The 21,454-nt window shown below is 61.7% G+C and carries 18 protein-coding genes; 8 read left to right on the top strand and 10 right to left on the bottom strand.

Annotated features, from left to right (window positions below; all coding sequences use genetic code 11):
- Positions 1–139: 139 nt before the first annotated feature.
- Genes FJW03_RS14400 through FJW03_RS14390 form a run of 3 tightly spaced genes read left to right on the top strand, consistent with a single transcriptional unit; the run spans position 140 to position 3,210 of the window.
- Positions 140–1,093 (top strand): NAD-dependent epimerase/dehydratase family protein, encoded by a 954-nt coding sequence (locus FJW03_RS14400; RefSeq protein WP_140761557.1) that lies wholly within the window; start codon positions 140–142, stop codon positions 1,091–1,093.
- A complete protein-coding gene (locus FJW03_RS14395; protein WP_140761555.1) occupies positions 1,090–2,226 on the top strand; it encodes a glycosyltransferase family 4 protein in 1,137 nt (378 codons plus the stop codon). Before FJW03_RS14400 ends, FJW03_RS14395 begins: the two co-directional genes overlap by 4 nt.
- Positions 2,227–2,283: 57 nt before the next feature.
- Positions 2,284–3,210 carry a glycosyltransferase gene (locus FJW03_RS14390; protein WP_140761553.1) on the top strand — a complete coding sequence of 309 codons (927 nt, stop codon included), beginning with the start codon at positions 2,284–2,286 and terminating at the stop codon, positions 3,208–3,210.
- Position 3,211: 1 nt separating this feature from the next.
- Here FJW03_RS14390 and FJW03_RS14385 read toward each other — a convergent pair whose 3' ends face one another.
- Positions 3,212–3,724 carry a heme-degrading domain-containing protein gene (locus tag FJW03_RS14385; protein ID WP_140761551.1) on the bottom strand — a complete coding sequence of 171 codons (513 nt, stop codon included), beginning with the start codon at positions 3,722–3,724 and terminating at the stop codon, positions 3,212–3,214.
- A gap of 399 nt (positions 3,725–4,123) precedes the next feature.
- Here FJW03_RS14385 and FJW03_RS14380 point away from each other — a divergent pair, with 399 nt between their 5' ends.
- Both FJW03_RS14380 and FJW03_RS14375 read left to right on the top strand, forming a co-directional pair.
- Positions 4,124–4,708, top strand: a complete 585-nt coding sequence (locus FJW03_RS14380) for a hypothetical protein (protein WP_140761548.1) — start codon at positions 4,124–4,126, stop codon at positions 4,706–4,708.
- Positions 4,709–4,828: 120 nt separating this feature from the next.
- Positions 4,829–6,172 carry a lipopolysaccharide biosynthesis protein gene (locus FJW03_RS14375; protein WP_140761546.1) on the top strand — a complete coding sequence of 448 codons (1,344 nt, stop codon included), beginning with the start codon at positions 4,829–4,831 and terminating at the stop codon, positions 6,170–6,172.
- A 325-nt stretch (positions 6,173–6,497) separates the two neighbouring features.
- On the opposite strand, the gene FJW03_RS14370 is transcribed toward FJW03_RS14375, so the two are convergent.
- The 3 genes from FJW03_RS14370 to paoA are packed head-to-tail and all read right to left on the bottom strand — an operon-like array spanning position 6,498 to position 10,239.
- Complete coding sequence (locus tag FJW03_RS14370; protein ID WP_140761543.1) at positions 6,498–8,660, bottom strand: xanthine dehydrogenase family protein molybdopterin-binding subunit; 2,163 nt, start codon at positions 8,658–8,660, stop codon at positions 6,498–6,500.
- The gene (locus tag FJW03_RS14365) at positions 8,657–9,628 is read right to left on the bottom strand and encodes an FAD binding domain-containing protein (protein WP_140761541.1); all 972 of its coding nucleotides are present in this window, start codon (positions 9,626–9,628) and stop codon (positions 8,657–8,659) included. Before FJW03_RS14365 ends, FJW03_RS14370 begins: the two co-directional genes overlap by 4 nt.
- Complete coding sequence (paoA, locus tag FJW03_RS14360) at positions 9,625–10,239, bottom strand: aldehyde dehydrogenase iron-sulfur subunit PaoA (protein WP_140761538.1); 615 nt, start codon at positions 10,237–10,239, stop codon at positions 9,625–9,627. The genes FJW03_RS14365 and paoA overlap by 4 nt, the downstream gene beginning before the upstream one ends.
- 249 nt (positions 10,240–10,488) lie before the next feature.
- Here paoA and FJW03_RS14355 point away from each other — a divergent pair, with 249 nt between their 5' ends.
- Both FJW03_RS14355 and FJW03_RS14350 read left to right on the top strand, forming a co-directional pair.
- Positions 10,489–11,082, top strand: coding sequence for a TetR/AcrR family transcriptional regulator (locus tag FJW03_RS14355; protein WP_210240573.1), 594 nt, complete (start codon positions 10,489–10,491; stop codon positions 11,080–11,082).
- Positions 11,083–11,203: 121 nt separating this feature from the next.
- Positions 11,204–11,755 (top strand): flavin reductase family protein, encoded by a 552-nt coding sequence (locus FJW03_RS14350; protein ID WP_140693213.1) that lies wholly within the window; start codon positions 11,204–11,206, stop codon positions 11,753–11,755.
- 190 nt (positions 11,756–11,945) lie between these two features.
- Here the strand turns inward: FJW03_RS14350 and FJW03_RS14345 are convergent, their stop codons facing one another.
- From FJW03_RS14345 to FJW03_RS14320, 6 genes are all read right to left on the bottom strand, one after another.
- Positions 11,946–13,265 carry an HlyD family type I secretion periplasmic adaptor subunit gene (locus tag FJW03_RS14345; protein WP_140761535.1) on the bottom strand — a complete coding sequence of 440 codons (1,320 nt, stop codon included), beginning with the start codon at positions 13,263–13,265 and terminating at the stop codon, positions 11,946–11,948.
- 3 nt (positions 13,266–13,268) lie between these two features.
- Positions 13,269–15,017: a type I secretion system permease/ATPase gene (locus FJW03_RS14340; protein WP_140761533.1), complete on the bottom strand. Its 1,749-nt coding sequence runs from the start codon at positions 15,015–15,017 to the stop codon at positions 13,269–13,271.
- A gap of 46 nt (positions 15,018–15,063) precedes the next feature.
- Positions 15,064–16,530 (bottom strand): family 16 glycosylhydrolase, encoded by a 1,467-nt coding sequence (locus FJW03_RS14335; RefSeq protein WP_140761530.1) that lies wholly within the window; start codon positions 16,528–16,530, stop codon positions 15,064–15,066.
- Between the two features lie 381 nt (positions 16,531–16,911).
- Positions 16,912–17,634 carry an HdeD family acid-resistance protein gene (locus FJW03_RS14330; protein WP_226890665.1) on the bottom strand — a complete coding sequence of 241 codons (723 nt, stop codon included), beginning with the start codon at positions 17,632–17,634 and terminating at the stop codon, positions 16,912–16,914.
- Between the two features lie 269 nt (positions 17,635–17,903).
- A complete protein-coding gene (locus tag FJW03_RS14325; protein ID WP_140613139.1) occupies positions 17,904–18,209 on the bottom strand; it encodes a preprotein translocase subunit YajC in 306 nt (101 codons plus the stop codon).
- A 758-nt stretch (positions 18,210–18,967) separates the two neighbouring features.
- Entirely contained in the window at positions 18,968–19,972 is a 1,005-nt protein-coding gene (locus tag FJW03_RS14320; RefSeq protein WP_140693362.1) for a L,D-transpeptidase family protein, read from the bottom strand.
- A 447-nt stretch (positions 19,973–20,419) separates the two neighbouring features.
- On the opposite strand from FJW03_RS14320, the gene FJW03_RS14315 reads away from it, so the two are divergent.
- Positions 20,420–21,415 carry a YihY/virulence factor BrkB family protein gene (locus FJW03_RS14315; protein ID WP_140613136.1) on the top strand — a complete coding sequence of 332 codons (996 nt, stop codon included), beginning with the start codon at positions 20,420–20,422 and terminating at the stop codon, positions 21,413–21,415.
- The last annotated feature ends 39 nt before the right edge of the window (positions 21,416–21,454 follow it).

The following is a 21,454-nucleotide window of genomic DNA, read 5'->3' as shown; positions in this document are numbered from 1 at the left end:
ACGCCAATGGTCCGGCCGTCGTTGCGCGGCGTGTCGGGCTTATGGTATAGGCCGAGCAAATGCGAATTGGCCTGGCTCGCTTTAACCGCTCACCATCTCGGCATCGCCGCGTGCAGTATCACCCCGAAGAAGCCTCTACATGAACGACGAGCGATTCGAAGACGAGCCACGCGTAGTCGTGCTCGGAGGGACCGGTTTCGTCGGCGAGGCCTTTGCCAAGTGCTGGAATATCTCTGCGGTCCGTCCCAGCCGATACCTGGTGCACAGGTCGCGGCCAAAATGGCTCGATACAAGCGGCGTGGAACGCAACGACGTCAACCTCGGTGACCCTGCTCAAATGCTGAGCGTGCTTCGCGGTCAAGATGTTCTGATCAACCTTCTGCGCCCGGATGGCAGCGGCTGGTATAGCGGTGCGATGGAGAGCCTGAAGTCGACCTTTCGGGAGTCCGGAATCCGTCGTTGTATCCACGCGAGCAGCATTGACGTTTATGCCGGCGTAAAAGACCATCTCGTTGACGAAGATACGCGACCGCGGCCACTGTCACCTTATGAGACAGAGCATATTGCGGTCGAAGCGGTAATGAGAGATTCGTTCCCCGAGACAATCGTATTGCGACTGGGGGCCGTGTTCGGGCCAGGCGGCCGCAATCTGGTCAGCTTGGCGGAAGAGATAAGCCGTGCCCCGCAGTGGAAAATCGTGCTTCGCCGCTCACTGTATGGCGCCAGACGGATGCACCTTGTCAGTGTCGAGACTGTAGCTCGGGCACTCGTCCAATTATCGCTCGAACGAAAGCGTCTTGGCCCTCAGGTGGTGCTTGTCACAGACGATCACGACCCAAACAACAATTTCGCTTTCGTCCAGGATCGCCTCGCTGTGGCATTTCGTCGTAATGTACCCAAGATTGGGCCTACGGCGCCGAGATCGTTGCTGAGGTTGCTCCTTCGTGCGAGAGGATTGCCGGATCGGAACATCGACCGACGTTTTTCCCATAGAAAGGCCTCCGAACTCGGATTGCCGTCCGAGGCGTTCGTGGATCGATTGGAGGAATATGCTCAGCATCTAGCCGACGACATCGGCAGATACGACGAATGAACGTGCTCCTGACCACCGTATCGCTCGATTCCCAAAAGGGAGGAGGTACCGCAGAACGAACGCGGCGCCTCTCGGCTCATTTGGCGGCCAGGGGACATCGATGCGAAGTCGCGACTATGCAGGATGGCGATTTGGCGGAAAAGCTTCGCCAGCGAGGCGTCCCAGTGTATGCGACGGGTTCAGTGCGCCTACGGCTTACGGTCCCCTTTATCAATCCTCTGCGGCTCGCCCGGAGCCTCCGCAGAGCCGATGTTGTTCACATTCTTGGTTACTGGAACCTTCTTTCGGTCGCGACAGCGTTTCTGGCTTCGCGGCTGGGCAAACCTTACGCATTCAGCGCCGCGGGCGAGTTCGTGGGCCTTGACCGCCCACGTCCGATCGCGCGTCTTTTCCATGTCCTTTTTGGCAAACGGGTAATCCGCGATGCAAGCTTGCTGGTTGCGATTACCCCACTGGAACGAAGCCAAATTCTGGAGCGATTTCAGCTACCAGAAGACCGTGTCATCGTCCTCCCCAATGGAGTGGAGGAGCACGCCCAGGCCGTCACCCATCACCCTTCTCAGTCGGATGCGCCCTACATACTGTTCATGGGACGCCTTGCCGAAGTGAAAGGCCCAGACCTGCTCGTCCAAGCTTTCGCCGATGTGGCGTCGGAATACGGTGATGTCCGGTTGGTGATGGCAGGGCCGGACTTTGGAATGCGCTCCAGTTTGGAAAAGTTCGTTGGAGAAAGGCAACTTGGTGATCGCGTTATCTTTACGGGTCATCTAGGCGAGATTGAGCGGAACGACGCTTACGAGCGAGCTCTGTTTCTTGCCGTCCCATCTCGCGCCGAGGCGATGTCGCTTGTTGCGTTGGAAGCTGGAGTTGCCGGAACACCGGTGCTACTGACCGATCAATGCGGATTCGACGAGATTGAAAGCGTTGGTGGTGGCCTTGTTGTGCAGGCGACCGTTGAGGGGCTGCGTGGCGGCCTCCGGTCGATGCTGGCAGAACGCGAGTCGCTGAGCACGATGGGCCAAGCTCTTCAGGCCCACATTCGCGGAAAGTTTACATGGCCTTCGATCGCGGATCGCCTAATTTTACAGTTCCACAGTATGATCGCGAACCGCAGAGGGGAGGGCGGGGATTAGGATTGTCTCGGTTCGGCAACTTTCAAGAGAAGCAGCAAGCAGCAAAAAACGTCCCAAATGAGCGCCTTGGAAATGAATTTGGATAGGATGCCGCGGGTTTCTTTGGTCGTTCCCGCCTTCAACGCGGCTGAGTATATTGGCGAGACGATCGAGAGTCTGCTCGTTCAGGATTACCCGAACTTAGAGATCACCGTGGTGGACGACGGTTCTACCGACGCCACCAGCGACATCGCCGCCACCTTCTCCGGGAAAGTGAAACTGCACCGCCAAGTCAACGCTGGTCAAAGTGCCGCCATGACGGTGGGATGGGCGATGAGCACCGGAGAGGTGCTTGGCTATGTTAGCGCGGACGACCGGCTTCGCCCTGCTGCTGTCCGGCGATGCGTCGAGGAGCTAATGGCGCGTCCAGAAGTCGTTCTCGTTTACCCTGATTTTCACATCATAGATGAAAGGTCGGTCCTCCGGTCAACGCTCCGACCACCGGACTATTCAAGACGCGCGCTCTTTGCCAAGCTCCATTGCTTGCCAGGCCCTGGCGCGCTGTTTCGACGCGCCGCCTACGAGAAGGCCGGTAGTTGGCGTTCCGACCTGCGCCAAATTCCTGACCTGGATTTCTTCCTCCGCTTGGGATTGCAGGGAAGTTTCCATCACCTGCCGGCGGTGCTCGCGGAGTTTCGGATGCATAGTGCTTCCACGACATACAGAGCTGTCCCATTCGAAAGGGGGGAAGAGCCGCGGCGCATGGTCGATGCCTTCTTTCGGCGGCACGACCTGCCAGACGATATCCGGAGGTGGGAACGCGAAACTCGGGCTAATGCAAGTCTGCTGTCGGCAGCAATTCATGGGCGTTCGGGCCGAACAGGGATCGCCCTGCGCCGGCTTGCCGCAGCAGCGTTGCATCCGCCTACACTTGCATCACCCAAGGCGCTAAAACATACTTGGCTGATAGCTCGGAGCGCATTTACGGGGGCAGTGCCGCGGTGAGTTAGGCCGGGTCAAAAGCCAGCCGTTTCTTGTCTTTGCCAAGGTATTCACAAAGGGCCGCCACCCCGCATTGGTGGTCGGCGCGTTGACTAAGACCCGAAACGGCAATCGCGCCGACCACACCCACGCCCTGGACGTGTATGGGGAACGCTCCGCCGGCCAGGACGTAGTCTGCCGGATCGAGCCCGTATCCCGGCGGAAAGGTTCTGTCCTCACGCTGCTGCTCCAAGGCCATGCGATAACTGCTCTTTTGGAACATCCTGACGGTATTAAGCTTGCGCCGCGCCCATTCCGCGGTGGCGGCGGTTGAGCCGGGCAGAGCAGCGTGGAACAGCTGCCGGTCCCAGAGACGGACATCGACCACGATACCCTGCCTCTCTACGATCGCGCTCGCGCGGATGGCACAGCCAATCTCGAACGCACACTGTTCATCGAAGCATGCGAAAAGGAGCGTCGCTTCCTGTTCGACGACTATTTTCAAATCTTCGGTCTTCCCAGCTGTTCCTGCCTTCAAAATCTTCGCCTCCTTGCTTGTTGGCCGTTGAAAATTCACGGTCCTACAACAATCTCAGCCCGGTCGGAAATCTGTCGTGGGCAATGGGCCAGAACGCCTGGCACGTCTGTTGAAGTAGTCCCACCACTTCGACGCTATAAAAACTTGCTGCTGCCTTTGGATAAAGCCCCGAAATTTGTCGTCGGCTGCTGTTAGGGCTGTTGCAAGCTGGGCAGGATTGCTAGAAGTCGCCAACCAAGCGAGACCGTCGAGGTCGCAGAATTCCCAAGGGCAATGAGAAACCGAACATTTTTTGCGATAGTTTTCGTAGGCAGGCAAGGGTCCAGCTATCTCCAAGGGCTGATAGACTCCCATCCAGACGCGACGTGCGAAGGTGAATTGTTCTCGCCGACGGCACGCTTGCTGGCTGACGTGCTCAGGCGACGCACCATATCGTTCAGGAACTCCCGCCAGAAAGACGCCGCGACTTACCTTGAGAAAAGGCTGCACAGGAAGAACAGCGACGTCATCGGATTCAAGATGCCATATCTCTCGCTGATAGAACATCCTGATGCGAGGGACGCGTTTAAGACTTTTGGGTACAGGATTATCCGCCTTTCTCGCGAGAATCTCCTGGATCAGTACATTTCGTACAAGCTTGCGACTATCAATGGTGCCTGGAGGTCCGATCGCGGCTCAATGACCGTCAACTGCTTCACTGCGGAGCCGGCAGATGTGGAAGAAGCGTTCAAACGATGGACCGAATGGAATTTGGAGCTCTCAAGGATGGTAGAGACTCTGCCCAATCTGCATGTTACTTACGAGGAGTTGGTAGACGGGCCAGGTGTGTCTCGCTCGCTGGAGTTCCTCAATTTGCGCCAAGTTTCGCTCCATAGTCCGTTCAGGAGGCAGCGGTCCGGTACCCAATCTGAAATCATCAAGAACTATGCCCAGTTGAAGGAGCATTTTGCCCGGACAGAATGGGTAAGTCATTTCGTTGGATGAGTGCTGTTCCGAACGCTGCCTGTTATGGGATCGAGAGCGACGAGCGCGGGGTTTGGCCTCGCTACGGACCTCCGCCCCGAGCCCTCGAAGGCCATTCGGCGGCCGTATGAGCGCGCGGCAATGACCGAACTCTCCGGCGTGCTTAGGAGAGCGAAGCTGCCTTCCATGTTGAGGGCCAGCGGAGCGGCGGCGGCCGGCCGAATAGCAATACTGGCAGCCGGACTAGGCAGCTCGCTTCTTCTCCCCCTCGCCTTACCGCAAGACAAGGTTGGCATCTACTTCATCGCTCAGATTCTCACAGCCGGGTTCGCAATTCTGGCGATGATGGGTCTTACGTTCACGGCGCCGGCACTGGTTTCGGCCGCCGCGGCGCGAGGCGATTTCGGACGTGCGCGTGACGCCATCATGCGGATCCAAGGAATCGTCGGCGGGTTTGGCCTCATAGTCGCGTGCGCCTTTTGGCTTGCAGACCGGTGGATTCCCTCAGGGGCAAACGTCACGGCTTGGAGCGGAGTGCTGGCAATAGTTGCGCTGCAAATTCCGTGCGCCGCACTTGGAGCAGTCCAGGTGGAATTGCTCAGAGCAATTCACTCGATCAGGAGTTCGGCGTTTCTTATGGCGTTTCCGAGCACCGCGGTTGCCCTCTTTCTAGCTTTCGCCCTAACCACTCGACTGCAACCCAGCTTGCATCAGGTGCTCCTTTGCAGTTTTGCTGGATACGCAATTGCCGCGGGGGTTGGAGCGTTCAGCATTTCCTCGTCGTGCCGGCGCTGGAGCCAGTCGGCCAAAGAGCCCATTGGCTCTGGAGCGATCATCCGCCGGACCCTGCCCAACCTGGCGACAACGTTGGCATTGTTTGGGTTGTCTCAAGTGGACATGATCCTGTTGACGCTGCTCAGCAGTCTACAGGAGATCGCGCAATACGGCATCGCCCTACGGATTTCGACAGTGCTCATAATGCCGCTGAGCATAGCCAATTCGGCCTTTGCGCCCTCAGCCGTTCACCTCTGGACACTCGACGATCGTACAGGACTCCAGAAGGCGCTGCGGCTCCTGGTCTCAGTGGCGACCCTGCTGACTTTTCTCATGTATGCCGGCCTCGCGGTGCTCGGCTATACCCTGGTCCATCTTTGGAATCCACATTATGAAAACTCTCTCTGGCTCGCCCTGATCCTGGGCGCCGGTCAACTAGGGCATGTTCTCGGCGGTTCATCGGGCATTTTGCTGATGGTTCTGGGCGACGAAAAAGTCGCCTTCCGCATCACTCTCGTCACAGGTGTAGCGACAGTTGCTCTATGTAGCGTCGGCATTTTGGTCGGAGGACCTTATTTGCTCGCCGCCGCAGCGGCCGCGTGCAACGTGCTTCAGGTCTTCTTCTTCGCCAGACGAGTTCGGGAAAGATTCAAGGTAGACGCTACATTCAAGTCGCTCTTTCGTAAAAAAGTCCCAACATCAGAGGTCTAACCAGACAGTTTCTGACGTGATGTTTGCGTCAACGTTCTGAGCATCGGACGGCAAGGCGTCTTTCGGGCTCCGGCTCCGATAATACCAATGCTCTTATCTGCTCCTTCGTTGGTCTTGGGCCTGATTTGCTTGAGGATCGGCAGAGGCCTGGCGGCGGGCCGGGGCGCGCTGCGCCAAACCTGCTCACCCACAGTGCCGCAACGATCATCCAGCCGATATTGGTTGTGCGCGGCGGGCCGAGCTTCCGGCCCGCCGCCGATCCGGCGCAGGATCCGCAGTCCCCGCGCCTAGCGCTCCTCGTCCGGTTGCTTTGGCCGCCGAGTGGTCACGCTGCCGTCCTCATCGGCGGAAGTCCCGGGAGCAGCTTGGCCAGGGTGATCGGAAAATCCCGGACTCGTATCCCGGTGGCGTTGAATACCGCGTTGCTGACCGCCGCTCCCGTGCCGCAGACGCCAAGTTCACCAACGCCCTTGATGCCGAGATGGTTGGCGTGTTCGTCATAGTCGTCGAGCAGCACCGTCTCGATGGCCGGAATATCGGCGTGCACCGGCATCAGATATTCGGCGAGATCGCCGTTCACCCAATTGCCGTGGCGCCGATCAACATGGGCGGCCTCGTGCAGTGCCGAGCCGACGCCCCAGATCATGCCGCCCATCAACTGCGAGCGCGCCGTCTTGGCATTGATGATGCGGCCCGCCGCGAACACGCCGGTCATGCGCCGCAAACGGACTTCGCCGGTAGCGACATCGACAAGGACTTCCGCGAACGCCGCGCCATAGGTGTTCTGGGAATAATTCTTGAAGTTCGGATCGTCGGCTTGGCCAATAGTTTGTCCTGTGGCTTCAAGGCCTTCTGGAAACCAGCGGCCGACATCGGCGAGGATGTCGTTGGGAACGGCTCCCGGACCAGCAGCTTCGGCGATCTTGTTCCTGATCTCTTGGCAGGCCCGGTCGACCGCTATCGACAGGTTGGACGCTCCCCAAGAGCCGCCGGCGCCGGCGCTCGGCGGAAAATCCGAATGCGCCAGTTGTGCCGTCACCAGATTCACGCCGATCCCCAATGCTTCCGCCGCGATTTGGCAGGCGATGGTGTACGTGCCGGTGCCGATGTCGGGCGTGTCGGAGCGCACGATCACACGGCCGTCCGGCTCGATGCGGACGATGGCGCCCGTCGGCCCCTGAAAATGCATTCGGATTCCCGCCGCCATGCCGTAGCCGACCAGATGATTTCCCTCGCGACGGCTACCCGGCGTCTTCGGCCGCTGGTCCCAGCCGAAGCGCTTGGCACCTTCGCGAAGGCAGTCCGCGAGCCGCCGTCCGTTCAGCGGCACGCCCAGCTCAGGATCGGTCGCGGTGTCGTTCTTGAGCCGCAATTCCACGGGATCGATATCGAGCGCATGGGCCAACTCATCCATTGCGGTTTCGAAGGCCAGCAAGCCCGGCAGTTCGCCGGGGCCGCGCACCGCTTCAGCCGCCTTGAGATCGAGATTGGTGATCGAGTGTCGAGTCAGGCGGTTCGGCGCCGCATAGAGCGAGCGCGCCACTGTCGCGGCCTGCTCGATCCATGGTTCCCCTTCAGCCGCCTGAAGGTTGACGTCGTGCCCGAGGCCGGTGAGTTGGCCGTCCGGTGTCGCCGCCAGGCGCACGCGGTGGATCATTTCTGGCCGATGCCCGGTGAGGGTGAAGACCTGCCGGCGCGTCAAGGCGACCTTGACCGGGTGGGCCAGCGCGCGCGCGGCCAGCGCCGCGAGAACGGCCTCGGCGTGGAGATAAAGCTTGGAGCCGAACCCACCGCCGACAAAGGCCGCGTCGACGGTCACCTGATCGGCCGTCAATCCCAGCGTTTCGGCAAGGGCGATGCGATTTTGCGCGACGGTCTGCGTCGCCAGATAGACGGTGAGATGGTTGTCGCGCCAGTCGGCGAGACAGGCATGCGGCTCCATCGGCTGCGAGAAGTGGTATGGCGTCGTGTAGGTCTGGTCGACGGTCACCGGTCCGGCCGACATCGCTGCCTCCAGGTCACCGAAGCGCGTCTCGCCCGGAAGGCCGATACTGAGGGTCGCCTGCGGTTCTGCCCGATCGGCGTGAGTGGCAAGATCGAAGGCGCCGTCTTCATGCGTATAGGTCACTTTCACAAGCGCCGCGGCGGCGCGAGCTTGTTCGAAGGTGTCCGCGACGACAAACGCCACCGGCTCGCCAAAATACGCGATCCGGTCGCTGGTCAGCTGCGGATGCGGCCGGTCGAAGATCGTCGGCTTGTTGACGAACGCCCCCTGTTTGGGAACGTTTCGATGGGTCAGCACCAGGCGCACGCCAAGTGCCATTTCGGCTTCCGCGGTGTCGATGTGGGTGATCTTGCCCTTTCCGATCGCCGCGCCGCGGATGAAACCGTAGAACGGTTGGCCCGGGTCCTGCCGCTCGTAGGAATACACAGCGCGCCCGGTGACTTTTAGCGGGCCGTCGATGCGGTTGATGCCGGGGCCGATCATCTGGAAGCTCCTTCGCGTGCGGGTTCGAGAATAGCCGAGAGTGTCCGTCGGACGAGCGGCAGCTTGTAGGCGTTCTGTTGGGTTGGCCTGGCGCCGGCGAGCACAATGTCGGCGATCGAGTCGGCGTCGGCGACGGTCCGCTCGGCCTGTTCGACGCGCCAAGGCTTGTGTGCGAGACCGCCGAAGGCAAGCCGGTCGACGGTGAGGTGGCCCTCCTCGACCTTGGCAATCAACGCCACCGAGACCGTGGCGAACGCGTATGACGCGCGTTCACGGACCTTGCGATAAAGCTGCACGCCACCTCGTGATTTCGGCAGCGTCACCGCGGTGATCAGCTCGCCCGGCTCCAGTACGGTCTCGATATGCGGCGTATTGCCCGGCAGGCGATGGAAGTCGGCAATCGGAATGCTGCGCGTTGCCCCTCCTGGCGCCACCGTTTCCACGGCCGCGTCCAGCACCCGCATGGCGACAGCCATGTCTGAAGGATGCGTCGCGATGCAAGCTTCGCTGACGCCGAGAATAGCGTGATTGGCGTTGAGCCCCCCGATCGCGGCGCAGCCCATGCCCGGCGAGCGTTTGTTGCATGGCATATCGGTGTCGTAGAAATAGGGGCACCGTGTTCGTTGCAGCAAATTGCCGGCAGTTGTCGCCTTGTTGCGGAGCTGCCCGGAGGCGCCGGAGACGATCGCCCTGGACAGCAAGCCGTAATCCCCGCGGATCCGAGGATCGGCAGCAAGATCGGTGTTGCGGACAAGCGCGCCGATGCGCAGGCCACCCTGGTCGGTTGGCTCAATCCGATCGAGGCCGATGTTGTTGACGTCGACAAGATGCGTGGGCGTTTCGATCTGGAGCTTCATCAGATCCAGCAGATTGGTGCCGCCGGCAATGAATTTTGAGCCAGGTGTACGCGCCGCCGCGGCCGCTGCCTCGGCCGCGCTGGCCGGGCGTTCGTAGGTGAAGGCTTTCATGGCCGTCCTCCTGCAACCGTGTGGATCGCTTCGATGATGTTGGGATATGCGGCGCAGCGGCAAATGTTGCCGCTCATGCGCTCACGGATTTCCGTTTCGCTCAGCACGATTGGTGCAGCGAGATCGGCCGTGACATGGCTTGGAATGCTGGCTGCGATCTCGTTCAGCATTGCCACCGCCGAACAGATCTGCCCCGGCGTGCAGTAGCCGCACTGAAAGCCATCATGATCGACGAAGGCCGCCTGCATCGGATGCATGCGATCGGGCGTGCCCAGTCCCTCGACGGTCGTGATCGCGTCGCCCTCATGCATGACGGCGAGGGTGAGGCAGCTGTTGATACGCTGCCCATTGACCAGGACGGTACAGGCGCCGCACTGGCCCTGGTCGCAACCCTTCTTGCTCCCCGTAAGATGCAAGTGTTCGCGCAGGGCGTCGAGCAGCGTCGTGCGGGGATCAAGCTCGAGCGCGTGAACTTCGCCGTTGACCCGAAGCTCCACCGAGTATCGCTTGGATGTGCCGCTTTGGTTACCCGCAATGTGGGTCGGTGAATTGTCCGCAGCCGCCGAACTCGGCTGTTTGCGACCGCGTGTCCGCATATGAACTGAAGCCATGCATCGTCCTCCGTTCAGGACGGTCAGACCGCAGCGCCTGCTTCATTCACCAGGATCTGCGGAGACCGCGCTTTGCCCAGGTAGCCCGTTGCAAAAGCTACGATACGTAGCGTACACTTGTCAACCACGATACGTAGCGTACACTTATCAAGCCGATTCGGGGGTTTGGGCGGGATCAGAGGCGCGAGTCTGCTGCTTGCTTTGGCCAGACGGACCGCATGGGAAGCGACGATGCAAAGGAATGTTCGATTGGAAACGGCGAAGGTCGCGCATCCGCGCCAGCGCGGCGCGGATGCGACGGCGGCGATTCTGCGCGCCGCGCTGGACCTGGGCGAAGAGGTAGGATTCGACGCCCTGACGATTGAAGGCATCGCGGAAAGGACTGGCGTAGCCAAGACGACCATCTACCGCCGATGGCCGAATGTCTCGGCAATCGTGATGGATGCGTTTCTCACCGAAGTGACAAAGGCGGCGCCAATCCAGGAGAAGGCGACTGCGCGCGCGAGCTTTGCGGCGTCCATGAAACTGCTGGCACGGGCTTACCGCGGTAAGCAGGGCAGGATCATGCGGCCGCTGCTGGGCCGTGCGCAAACCGATGAAAGGCTGCTGGATGCCGTAAAGATGCGTTGGGTCGAGCCGCGGCGGCGGATTGCTCGCGAGATCGTTCGGCGCGGCATGGCGAACGGTGAACTGAGACCCGGATTGGATCCGGATGTCGTGCTCGATGCTCTATATGGCCCGATCTATCACCGGCTGCTCGTTCCGCACGCCAACTCCGACATCTCCGACGCCTACATCGAGGCGGTCGTTGAAACCGTATTTGGTGGTCTGACGGCGCGCTGAGCCGGCCACCCCGGTGGAGCGGCATCGCGCCTTGTTCGTCCGCGGTTGTTGTGTCGTCGTTGTGGCTAAGGATCTTGCGGGCGCCATCAAATCGCAAGGAGAACTCACAAGGAGAACTCACATGAAGGAAATGCCCGCATCCCATGCCTATCGACTGCTCGAACCTGGCCCCATCGTCCTGGTCACGACCGCTCTAAATGGCGAACCGAACGTGATGACGATGGGCTTCCACATGATGGTCCAACACGCGCCGCCGCTGATTGGATGCGTCATCGGACCCTGGGACCATAGCTACGGAGCATTGCGCGAAACCCGCGAATGCGTGATTGCGATCCCCACGGTCGATCTTGCCCGTACGGTCGTGGATATAGGCAACTGCTCGGGCAAGGAGGTCGACAAATTCGAGAAATTCGGGCTGTCACGCCTTCCCGCCCGGGACGTGGGGGCGCCTCTTATCGGCGAATGTCTCGCCAATATCGAGTGTCGAATTGCCGACGACAGCATGGTCGAGACCTACAACTTGTTCCTTCTCGAGGCGGTCAGGATCTGGATCGATCCCGACCGGGAGGAGCGGCGGACACTACACCACAGGGGAGATGGGTCCTTCACCGCAGACGGCGAGGTCGTCGACCTGCGCGAACGGATGGTAAAATGGCGGGATCTTCCTGCCTGACCACCAGAAACCTTCGCGCCTCTGCTCGCCGTTGCCGCTCGTCGGTTGCGCCTTCGGCGAGCTCGGAGCGCGGTTCGTCTACGCGATGGTTTCGCCCTCAAACAAGATATCCCGGCGCACGGTCGAAGGCAGCGGCCGTCCGTCGCGGTCGATTTCCGAAATGGGGCCGTAGTGGCGTCCGCCGCGACGCCTACTGCTCCGTGAAGGCGCGGGCGAATGAATCGAGCATCGGCCGTGCGAGATATTCGAAGAAGGTCCGGTCGCCGGTGTTGATGAAGGCCTCGACCGGTGTTCCAGGATAGAGCTGCTCGGCCCTCACGCCAGGCGGCAGGGCGTCGGCAATCTTCAGCTTGGCGCGGAAATAGGGTTCGTGCGTTGCCTCGTCGATCAGCCGGTCCGCGGAAATCTGCGTCACCGTGGCTGAAACCTCGGGCGTCAGGCGCGAGTTCAAGGCGGACAATCTGAGCTTCGCCGGCTGGCCGACGCGAACCAGGTCGACGTCTCGCGGTCGCAGCCGCGCGTCGACGATCAGGCCCGATGCGGTGGGCAGGATCTCCATGATTTTCTCGCCGGGGGCGATCACGCTGCCCTTCGAGTTGTAGGTCGACGACACCACGATGCCGGCGGTCGGCGCCTTGATCGTCGTACGCTCGAGCACCGCCTCGGCCGTCCGCGTCTGTTCCCCGATATCGGCGAGCTTGGTGCGAAGCTCATCCAGCTTGGTCAGCGCCTCCTCGACGCGCTGCGTCGTCAGACGTTCGGTCTGGTCCTGGGCTTCGACGATCTGCGTCTTGGCCGAGGCGAGGTCCGCCTCCAGCGCCCCGGCCTGACCGACGAGGTCGGCCTCGCTGCGCAGAAGCTGCGAATATTCGGTGCGGTTGGTGAGGCCCCTGTCGAGGAGGTTCGTCTTGATTTCGAGTTCTTTCTTAACCACGCCGGCCTGCTGCTGGATGGCCTGTTGCTGGGCGTTCAACCCCCGCAGCGACTCGCGATGCATGGCGACCCGTTGCGCGAGGATCGATTGCTCCGACCGGAACCGGGCCAGCCTGGCGGCGAACTCTTTCTGCTGTTCCCCGATCAGGGCCTCGAAGTCGTGCTGGAACGGCGTCGGCGCTGCCTCGGTGATCGGCGCCAGCCTGTCCAGTCCGTCGCGCTCGGCCTCCAGCCGCGCCGCGCTTGCCCTGAGGGCGATCGATTGCCGCGTCAGCCGGTTGAGCTCGGCCTGCGCGGCTGTCTTGTCGAGCAGGACCAGATCCTGGCCCTGCCGCACGCGGTCGCCTTCATGGGCCAGCAGCTTGTCCACGATGCCGCCCTCGGGATGCTGGATGAGGATGTTTCCGCCTGTCGCCGAGATCGTGCCCTGCGTGATCACCGCGCCGGACAAGGGCGCGGTCGCCGCCCAATAGCCGAAGCAGCCGACCAGCAGCGCTATCGCCGCATAGCCGGTGAGCGCGACGCGCCGGAAGTTGGTGCGTGGCTGGCCTTCCCAGGCAAGGCTTTGCGTGGTCATCGTCTACGATCCGAAGCGGGCGTTATGCGTGCGGATCATCGTGGCGAACGAGCCTGTCACCGCCGTGTTCGCCGGCGCGGGAGAGCCCTTGGCGGCGACCGGTGGCTTAAGCACGTCGCTGTGCGGGCCGAAGGCCTCGATCACGCCGCCGCGCAGCAGCATCACGCGGTCGCAGGCCATGGCGATCGAAGGCCGGTGCGTGATCACGATGGTCGTGACGCCGGCCTCGCGCGCGGCCGCGAGCATCGCCTGGAGGGCGGCTTCGCCCGTGCCGTCGAGATGGGCGCTGGGCTCGTCCAGCAAAAGCAGCCGCGGATTGCCGTAAAGCGCGCGCGCCAGGCCGATGCGCTGGCGCTCGCCGCCCGACAGTGTCCGGTCCGACGGACCGATCCTGGTCTGATAGCTGTCCGGCTGCGCCAGGATCATCTCGTGGGCCTCGGCGCGCTTGGCTGCCTCGATGATCGAGACGTCGTCCGCGTCAGGCTCGAAGCGGGCGACATTGTCCGCGATCGATCCGGGGAAGAGCTCCACCTCCTGCGCGAGATAGCCGATATGCCTTCCGAGCTGGTTTTCGTCCCATGTCCTGAGGTCGGCGCCGTCGATCCTGACGAAGCCGCTGGTCGGCTGCGCGGCGCCGACGAGCAACCGCGCCAGCGTCGATTTGCCGGCGCCGCTCGGGCCCACGATGGCCACCGCTTCGCCGGCGCCAATGCGGAAGTTCAGCCGCTTGATGATGGGCGCGGCGCCCGGCCGGGCATTCGGCGCGACGAAGATCAGGTCCTCCACCGAAATCGCGCCCGACGGGTCCGGCAAGGTCAGCTTGCGGGTCTGTGCCGGATGCTCGACAAGCGCTTTTTCCAGGCGCTGCCACGCTCGCCTGGCCTCGACGATCTGCCGCCACGATCCGATCAACTGGTCGAGCGGCTGCAATGCGCGCGCCGACACCAGTGAGGACGCGAAGATCATGCCTGCGGTCATCTTGCCTCCCAGCACCAGCCACGCGCCGGCGCCCAGTATCGCAAGCTGCAGCATCATGCGCAGCGCCCGCGAAATTCCGCTGAAGATCGCATTGGCGCTCGAAGAACGGTCGTGCAGGGCGAGCGCTTCCCCGACATGCTGTCCCCACACGCCTGCGGCGTTCTTAACCATGCCCATGGCGCGCAGCGTTTCGGCATTGCGGGTGAAGGCCTGTTCCGACTGGCTGGCCAGAGCCGAGCGTTCCGTGGACAAGGCATCGTTGCGGCCAATGGCGAGCTGGTTCGCCATGACCAGCACGAAGAGCACCACCGCTCCGGCGAGCGTCAGCCAGAACAGGACCGGATGGATGAGGTAGATGAGAGCGAGGAAGAGGGGAGCGAAGGGCAGGTCGAACAGCACCGCCACGCCGCGTGACCTGATGAAGGAGCAGACCGAGGCGAGGTCGCGCAGCGGCGACAGGCTTGCGCCTGCATATCCAGCGCTGAGCGAGGCGGCGAACGTCCTTGCCCCCAGCCTCCTGTCGACGGTGGCCGCGACGCGCTGCGTGTAGATGGCGCGGACCGCGTCCAGGAAGCCGAGGAAGGCAAGCGCCAGGACCGCGATGGCCGACAGATAGATGAGCGTCTCAACGCTCGAGGAGGGCAGGACGCGATCATAGACTTGCAGCAGGTAGAGCGGGATGACCAGGAGCAGGATGTTGATGAGCAGCGAGAAGAGCCCGACATCGGCGACGACGCGACGGAAAACAGGCCGCAAGCCCGACTGTCCAGTCATTCCCGCACTCCCTGTCGAACCCACGGCATGGGGCTGGTCACATGCTTCAGGCCGAATGCTCGCCCGCCATGCCCAAATGGTGTGTGCTGGTCGCCGTATGGCTGGCCAATTCGAGAGCGTGGCTTGCCGTGTCGTTCAGCGTGTAGGCGCGGATGTAGTCGATCTTCATCTCGGCCGGCGTGGCGAGATGATCCGGCGGTGTGCCGGCGGCGCCGCCGATCGCGAGATTGGCCAGCATGTACATGGGGCTGTGCATGTCGGCCGGCGTGGCTGCCTTGGCGACCTCAATGCCGTCATACGTCCAGACAAGCTCATCGGGAGTCCAAAGCACGCCATAGGTGTGGAAGCCTCCCGTATCCATGACGTTCACCGTGGACGAAACCTCCGTGTGCTGGCCCGTGGCATTCGAATGCGCCGTCATGTAGAGCGAGTTCGGATCCTGGCCGCGCGCTTCCACAGCATCCAGCTCCGGAGGCCATGAGCCGTTTTCGGGAAGAAGCCAGAAGGCTGGCCAGGCCCCGGCCGTATGGGGCAACTCGGCCCGCATTTCGAAATAGCCATAAGTCTGGGAGAAGGATTCATGCGTCGTCAGCAGGCCGGATGTGTATCCGTAGTTGTTGATGAGGGGCTTGATGTCGGCTGGCGCCTGCGCCGCGGTGATGGTGAGAACTCCGTCATGCACGCTGAACGGATGCACCGAGCTGGTCGGGGCGTAATTGGTGTTGATGTACCATTGCAGCTCGCTGTTGCCGGTCAGGGTACTTCCATTCGGTTGGCCCCACCAGAAATTGGAATTCCAGGTGCCGCTATGGCCGTTCCAGAGGCTGAGCGAGTTGAAGTCGTCGTTGAAGGATAGCGTCATGCCGGACTTGTCGATCGGCAGTTCGAACTGGCTGGGCTGCAGCTTGTCGATGGTCGTGTTCTTGAACTCGAGGATCTCGCCGGATCCGAGGTTCAGCACAACATTCGGTCCCGCCTGGATCATGTTGGAGTGGATGGCATCGAACGAAGTGAAACCGTAGCCATCGAGGCGGACGGTATCGTTTGCGGCGAAATTGACGATCAGATCGCTTCCATTGCCCTTCGAGACGATAAAAGTGTCGCCGCCGCCGCCACCATCGATCAGGACATCGTTCCCCCGGCCGCCGTCCAGCGTCTGGCCGCCGGCCGTGGCGGTGATGATGTTGTCCAGCGCATTGCCGAACGCAAAATTGTGGGGGTTGGTGACGACGAGGTTCTCGACATTGTCCGGCAGCGTGTAGCTCATCCAGGTACTGATCGTGTCGATGCCCGCCCCGGCGGACTCGACCACCTTGTTGCCCGCGCCATAGAGGTAATAGATGTCGTCGCCCGCGCCGCCATACATGGTGACGTTGGCACCGCCGGCGCCCCAGATGGAGTCGTTGCCGGCGGTGCCGTATAGCACCGGCCCGACCCCGGCCGCCGAAAACCAATGGTTGGAAGCGCCGCTATAGGGGAGAGGGACGCCTAGCGCGTTGACGACGAAGCTCATGGGACAATCCTTCCTGGTGTGCCTGGCCCGCCCCGCCGCTCGATGCAAGTTCAAGCGACCGCTTCGAGCAAACCTGTGACTCACCCTATTGTTCCAAGAAATAAGTAAATAGTACAGGGAAAAATATCTTATCCTTCTGTCGAGGCTCCGCGTGAATGGAATAAGCGGCGGCTAATGCAATTATAGCGTGAATCTTCGCCAATTTTACTTAACTTTACTTAATATTGTGAGATTTTCCGCAAGAAAATTATGCAACCTGCCGTAGATGGATGCACTTGTTGCAGCCGGATCTTTTGATCTAAGCGGAGTGAAATCGGCTGGGTTGCCGTAGCGCCGCTCGCCTGGAAGGCGGACGTCGGCTTGAGAAGTCCGTATCGTCGTTCAACTCTTGCGTATTCGCCAAGCGAGGTAAGCAGTCGCCGCGCCCACGCTGATCAGTTCAATCCCCAACAGCAGCCCAATCAGCCACATGGCCGTCAGGGGAATCCTGATCCACACCATCAGGGAAAGAAGAATCCCAATCAGTCCACTCCCCAAGACCCAGCCCCAGTTGGGAAAGGGACGGATGGTGAGGGCGAAAACCACCTTCGAGATGCCCTCGATCATGAAGAAGACGATCAGCAGCAAGGTGATGGTCAGCAGGCCGTTTCCAGGATGGCGCAGAAAAAGCAGACCAATCATCACGGCAAGGATGACGGAGATGAGTTGCAACCAGAAATGAGGCACGTGGCCCGCGCCGACCAGGCTTATGCCTTGCAGGGCGCCGCTGATGATCAGCAGCCACCCGAGCAGGACCACCACGGCAACCGACGAGATCATAGGAAAGATCACGGCTAGAATTCCGGCCGTGACCAGCAGCACGCCCTCTACCAGATACCAAAGCGAGTACCGCTTGACGGTCTGCCGCATGGCCTCGCGAAAGATCTCCGCGGCGGCATCCAACGAGTTCGACCCGGCCCGCCTCCAAAAACCGTCTGTATCCACGATAGCTTCAAGCCGGTCCGCATGCGCCTTTGCAATTTTCAGGAGAGTTGCCGCCGTTTCCTGGGCTGTCCATCCGCGCGCTTGTGACGCTGCGACCAGTTCCTCGAAGGCGGGCTCCAACGCGACCTCACAGTTGACTTCCCGACCGGGGCTGTTCTCTCGCAGGATTGGCAGTTCAACCTTCGGGGACATGCAAAGGAAGTGGATCGCGGACGAAAGGTTCCGAGGCGCCTCGATAGTTGATCGGATTCTGAAAGGGGTCGGCTCATTGGCCAGCGTGGCGTCGCCCGCGGTGATCGAGCGCGGTCCTCCGCGCCTGAAATGGGTGTTCCGTTTTACGGTGCCCGCCTCGAATTCCTGGAGGTTTTTCCAACTTTCTGCCTCGCACCTCAGTCCGCTGAGGTTCGGCGGTGCTTCCTCAGCCTCGTGATCGCGGACTTGTCGACGGTGACCACGCCGCCGCAGTCGATCCGCACGGTGAGCTTATTGGCTTCGCGGTCGATACGGATGACGTCCCCAACAAGCACAACCTTGTCTCCGGCGCGGGTCTTGGGCGGCGGGTCGATCGCATAAGGATGGCCATACGATGGAATGCCGGCTATGGCGCGTCCGCTGGGGAGAATGCTTATGACGGTACTCGTCAGCGCGACTTCGTCACCGATCTCATATTCCTCATGCGTGTTGTATGGGAGCATGGTCTTCCTCCCGATGCTTTTCCCAATAATGTCGGCAAATTGAGTTGGTTGCCTGAAATCGCCTTTGTACGGTTCCGCACAAACTGGGGTCTTCGAAGCACTGGCTTCGCAGCGTCAATGGACAGGTGCAGCGCCTTGCCGGCCCTTGCGGACGCGTTCGCATGGAAACGGCGGGCGGGGTCCGCCATCGGATTCAGTCAATGGAGTTGCGCAGGTTCGTGCGCTCCAGAATCGCGATGCGATCCTCTTCGCCGCAACGACAACCACGCGTCATTTGCGCGTCCAACGCCAACGCCGTTCCGGTCAGTCGTCGGGCTCGAATGTCTTTGCGACGTCGTCGATCTTACGCCAGTCATTGCCGTGGCGCCGCAAAACATCCCGTGCTTGCTTGGGTGACAGGTTCGTCGTGGCGGTAAGGTGCTTAACCTCGGCGTCCTCGCCTTTCAGAGGTCGGGTGCGAGGTTGCGCATTGTCGTCAGATGGCGGTGGCGCTTCCACCGATCGGTCTTTTTTTCGCAACGTAGACACTCCTTTAGCCCAATTAATCGGCGAACAAGGAAAAGGTTGCGGATGACGATCCGGCCCAGATCTCCCGACGTGACCCGAGACATCCGCAAAACACCTGCCGCGCCAAAAGAAGGCAACTCGGCAGATCCGGCCCGGACGCGCTGACCGGGACCGGGTCGTGATAAGTGTCGCGGAAGCCGCCGAGTTTGCCGCGAAACTGGCCCGCACGCACCGGCCTCAGGAACGCAAGGCTAGTGAGACCCTTCGCCGCCAGCGTCCGCCAACCCCTCCGTGAAGCTGACCTTGGTCCCCTGCTGGACCATGGAGCCGAGGTCTTCCGCATCCCAGTTGGTCAGCCGGATGCAGCCGTGCGAGAAGGTTGTGCCGATCTTGCCCGGTTCGGGCGTGCCGTGAATACCATAGCTTTCGATGGACAGGTCGATCCAGATCGATCCCACGGGATTGTTCGGCCCGGCAGCGATGGTGAACGGGCGCTTGGTCTTGACACCCTTGAAAGCAAAATGCGGATCATAATGATAGGTGGGGTTGTGAACCACGCGTTTGACTTCCGCCATGCCGCTTGGTGCAGGTTTCTCCTCGCTCCCGATCGAGGCAGGGTAGACCGCGAGCCATTTGCCCGAAGGATCGAGCACGCGCACCAGACGAGCGCCTTTGTCGACCTCGACGCTCGCGACAGCGGCGGGAGGGCCGTCCCGGCCAACATCCGGCACCACCAACATTGTGCCGGCCTTCCTAAAGCCGATGCCCGGATTGAGCCTCCTGAGCAATTGTTCGCTGATGTGAAAGCGCTCCGCCAGCTTCTCCACCGCGTTGCGATAGCCGAGCCTCGGTAGACGGGCCATCTTCTCCATACGGCTCGGAATGCGCTTGGTGAAGGGCCCGCGCACGTCCTTGCGCGTCACCTCATAGGTTACCAGCACGGGATTGGTGGAGGTTGCCATGAGCTTGTCCCAGGTCTCCTGAGTGAGCTTGCCATCCGACGGGAGTCCGCTCGCCGTTTGAAAGGCCCCGACTGCCTTGACGAAGTTTTCTGAAATGCGGCCGTCGATCAGGCCCGGCGAGAAGCGGGCCCGGTCCAGAAGGATTTGCGCCTTCAGCACGGCCGGATCAACGTCTTTTGGCTCGCCGGCGGCGAACTGGGCTTGATTGACAGTGGTCATGTCCAGCTTGGCCGCCCGCGCCACGCTACAGGCGAGGGCGAACGCAGCGAAGACGACAAGAAGGAGCCGGATCATCGATGTCACTCTTGGACCGCAACAGGAACCTGCTTCTATGACGCGGGTGCGGGCCCTCTGGTTCCCCTCGCGCGCAACTTCGTCGTCGGAGCTCCCCGGATGGGATTTTCTGCGCCAGCTGGCCGGCCGCCTGTTCTCCGTCGGAGATGGCGATGCCGGCGGCGCCGCGAACGCCCGCCGCAGGCTTGCCGACTGGCCCACCCGATGAAGCTCCGGCCGGGGAACAAGCGGAACCCGACCGCCCCACCGGTTGTTAGAAGCCGTGTGCGCGCGACGAGCCATGACGAACTCGATGCCGGCAAGGATAGTTTGGCCGAGGTCCGCAAGGCCATCTGGCGCTCGCCGAAGCTGTCGCGAGACAGCGCCAGGTGATCCCGTCCATAGGGACGGAACTCGATGATGCTCATGCGCGATAGCGCGGCCGATATCGGCGGCAGGTGAGGAAAGATGCCAGGCTGGGTCCGTGAAGGCTGGGTTCTGCTGAGCGAGAGCGTCAGCGGCTTCGTCAACGACAAGGCGCTGAGCCATGGCGCAGCGATGGCCTTTTACGCCGCCACCTCGCTGGCGCCGATCCTGCTCATCGTGGTGGCGATCGCCGGTCTGGTGTTTGGCCACGATGCCGCCCAGCTCGCGCTGTCGGCCCAGATATCGGGCGTGATGGGAGCACAGACTGCCGACCTCCTGCGGGCGACGATCGAAACAGCGTCGCACAAATCTTCCGGCACGCTGGCCACTATCCTCGGGCTGGTGACGCTCTTCGTCACCGCATCAGGCGTCTTCGGCGAAATGCAGCTTTCACTGAACGAGATCTGGAAGGTCGAGCCCAAGGGCGTCTCGCTTTCGCGGCTGGTGCGGGCACGGGCGGCAAGCCTCGGCCTTGTCGCTGCCCTTGGCTTCATGCTCCTGGTGTCGCTGGCGGCGAGCACGGCGGTCTCGGCGCTTGGCGAGTTCATCAACGCCCGCCTGCCGTTCGGCGCGCTGATCATCAGCGCCATCAACACCGTCGTTTCCTTTGTCCTGATCGCCCTGCTGTTTGCGGCAATCTACAAGGTGCTGCCGGACAGAACGCTCAAATGGCGTGACGTTGCCATCGGCTCGGTCGTCACCACGCTCCTGTTCACCGTCGGCAAGTCGCTGATCGGCTGGTACATCGGCACAAGCGCCATAGCCACGTCATACGGAGCAGCCGGCGCGCTGCTGGTCGTGCTGCTCTGGGTCTATTATTCGGCGCAGATCTTCCTGTTCGGCGCCGAGATAACGCGGGCCTACTCGGTCAGGCGCGGAAGCCGGCCGGACCTCGCGCCGGTGGTCGCGGCTGACTCCGGCAGGGACCTCGCGCGGCGCGGCCGCGGCGCGTCTGAAACCGAAGTCGTGGCGTGGATGGTCTTGAGTAGCCTCATCACCGCGCTGGTCTCGCAATTCTGGCGGGGGAGGCGCAGCTGAGAGCGGCTGCATGGCACCGCCGGCTGCCGGCGCGTGACT

This window comes from Mesorhizobium sp. B4-1-4 (assembly GCF_006439395.2).
In the GTDB taxonomy this organism is placed as follows: Bacteria; Pseudomonadota; Alphaproteobacteria; order Rhizobiales; family Rhizobiaceae; genus Mesorhizobium.
The sequence above is the reverse complement of the archived record's forward strand: the minus strand, read 5'-3'. Positions and strand labels throughout refer to the sequence as shown.

Bases quoted from the DNA above. Each gene is read 5' to 3' on its own strand.
- FJW03_RS14400 (WP_140761557.1), top strand. From the start codon at position 140: ATGAACGACGAGCGATTCGAAGACGAGCCACGCGTAGTCGTGCTCGGA.
- FJW03_RS14395 (WP_140761555.1), top strand. From the start codon at position 1,090: ATGAACGTGCTCCTGACCACCGTATCGCTCGATTCCCAAAAGGGAGGA.
- FJW03_RS14390 (WP_140761553.1), top strand. From the start codon at position 2,284: ATGAGCGCCTTGGAAATGAATTTGGATAGGATGCCGCGGGTTTCTTTG.
- FJW03_RS14375 (WP_140761546.1), top strand. From the start codon at position 4,829: ATGACCGAACTCTCCGGCGTGCTTAGGAGAGCGAAGCTGCCTTCCATG.
- FJW03_RS14370 (WP_140761543.1), bottom strand. From the start codon at position 8,660: ATGATCGGCCCCGGCATCAACCGCATCGACGGCCCGCTAAAAGTCACC.
- FJW03_RS14365 (WP_140761541.1), bottom strand. From the start codon at position 9,628: ATGAAAGCCTTCACCTACGAACGCCCGGCCAGCGCGGCCGAGGCAGCG.
- paoA (WP_140761538.1), bottom strand. From the start codon at position 10,239: ATGGCTTCAGTTCATATGCGGACACGCGGTCGCAAACAGCCGAGTTCG.
- FJW03_RS14350 (WP_140693213.1), top strand. From the start codon at position 11,204: ATGAAGGAAATGCCCGCATCCCATGCCTATCGACTGCTCGAACCTGGC.
- FJW03_RS14345 (WP_140761535.1), bottom strand. From the start codon at position 13,265: ATGACCACGCAAAGCCTTGCCTGGGAAGGCCAGCCACGCACCAACTTC.
- FJW03_RS14340 (WP_140761533.1), bottom strand. From the start codon at position 15,017: ATGACTGGACAGTCGGGCTTGCGGCCTGTTTTCCGTCGCGTCGTCGCC.
- FJW03_RS14335 (WP_140761530.1), bottom strand. From the start codon at position 16,530: ATGAGCTTCGTCGTCAACGCGCTAGGCGTCCCTCTCCCCTATAGCGGC.
- FJW03_RS14325 (WP_140613139.1), bottom strand. From the start codon at position 18,209: ATGCTCCCATACAACACGCATGAGGAATATGAGATCGGTGACGAAGTC.
- FJW03_RS14320 (WP_140693362.1), bottom strand. From the start codon at position 19,972: ATGATCCGGCTCCTTCTTGTCGTCTTCGCTGCGTTCGCCCTCGCCTGT.
- FJW03_RS14315 (WP_140613136.1), top strand. From the start codon at position 20,420: ATGCCAGGCTGGGTCCGTGAAGGCTGGGTTCTGCTGAGCGAGAGCGTC.